The organism is Desulforhopalus vacuolatus (assembly GCF_016918505.1).
Classification (GTDB): domain Bacteria; phylum Desulfobacterota; class Desulfobulbia; order Desulfobulbales; family Desulfocapsaceae; genus Desulforhopalus; species Desulforhopalus vacuolatus.
Genome location: NZ_JAFFPZ010000086.1, coordinates 1 through 1,436 on the forward strand (window position 1 = coordinate 1; position 1,436 = coordinate 1,436).

At 42.3% G+C, this 1,436-nt stretch carries 1 protein-coding gene; it reads right to left on the reverse strand.

Annotation, left to right across the window (positions count from 1 at the left end; translation table 11 throughout):
• Positions 1–282: 282 nt before the first annotated feature.
• Positions 283–1,436: pre-peptidase C-terminal domain-containing protein (locus JWG39_RS15990; RefSeq protein ID WP_205220437.1), on the reverse strand; the 1,154-nt coding region annotated here is incomplete at its 5' end.

Genomic DNA, 1,436 nt, shown 5'->3' on the forward strand with positions numbered 1-1,436 from the left:
CTTGATGATGCCCATGACGTGGGAGATGAGCATCAAAAAGCTCTACCACCCCCATTCGTTTGAGAAGGCCAATCAGCAGGACAAAATCATCAATTCTTTCGGTTAAAACTTTTGGTATAGTAGTCATCTCGGCAGTTAATCAAAAAAAGGAATAAATTGAAATAATTTTACGCGAATGGTGAGTATTTAAGAGAGAAAAACAGGGTTATAAACCCGGTTAAGAGTTTGGTTCTTGGCACCTCACTGAAGTGCTATGCCTCCACTGAGGTGCCAGACATCATGTTACGCAATTTCTTCGAGAGGAATGGCATCAGCAACCCCTTGCAAAACAATGGCCTCAACATCTGAACTGTTATCAATTGTGCCATGAACAAGATCTTCTCCCCAATCTTTACAGACATCACTATCATTGACATCATACTCAAGATCAGGATATGGATCATCTCCAGGACCACTCTCGACACCCGCTTCATTATCTAATGAAACCAAAGCGGCTTCCGATGTAAGGCCACCCGCATCACCACCACTGACGATTTCACCATTAATTATATCATTATTGGTACTGGGAGGTGTGAAACCAGCGACTGTATTGATACTTAAATTATAATCTGAGGCAGATGTGTTGTCATAAGGAGCGACCCAAACGTAATAGGTCTCTCCTGATGTGAAATTACAGGATACCGATTCACTGGAACTTCCACCAGAAGTGGAGGAATCTAATGTTCGGTTTCCGCTGCTCAATAAATTTAAATTAATATTTGAACTCAATCCCGTTAAATCAATGATCGCGGTGCCATTGTATTGCGCGACAAACGTATAATAATCATCATCACCAGCATAACCTGTAATGCTGGCATCTCCATTACTGTCTAGTGAAACCGCAGTGGCTTTCGTTCGAGAGTCACCTGCATCACCACCACTGACGATGGTACCGTTAATTATATCAAGATTGCTAATGTTGATACTCAAATTATAATCTGAGGTATTGTTGAACCAAGGATCGACCCAAACGTAATAGGTCTCTCCTGATGTGGGATGACAGGATATAGATGCACTGGAACTTTCACCCGGAGATGAGGAATGCGGAGTGGAGGACTCCAGCGTTGATCCAGAGCTGCTCAATAACCTTAAAAAAATATCTGAACTCAATCCCGTTAACTCAATGGTCGCGGTGCCGCCTGGAGCGACAAACTTATAATAATCATTATCTCCAGCATAACCCGTAATGATTGCATCTCTACTATTGTTTAAGAACACTGCAGTAGCTTTCGTTCGAGAATCACCAGCATCGCCACCACTGACGATTTCACCATTAATTATATCATTATTGGTACTGGGAACAGGTGTGACAGCAGCGACTGTATTGATACTCAAATTATAATCTGAGGTAGATGTGCCATCAGGATCGACCTTGACGTAATAGGTCTTTCCTGAGG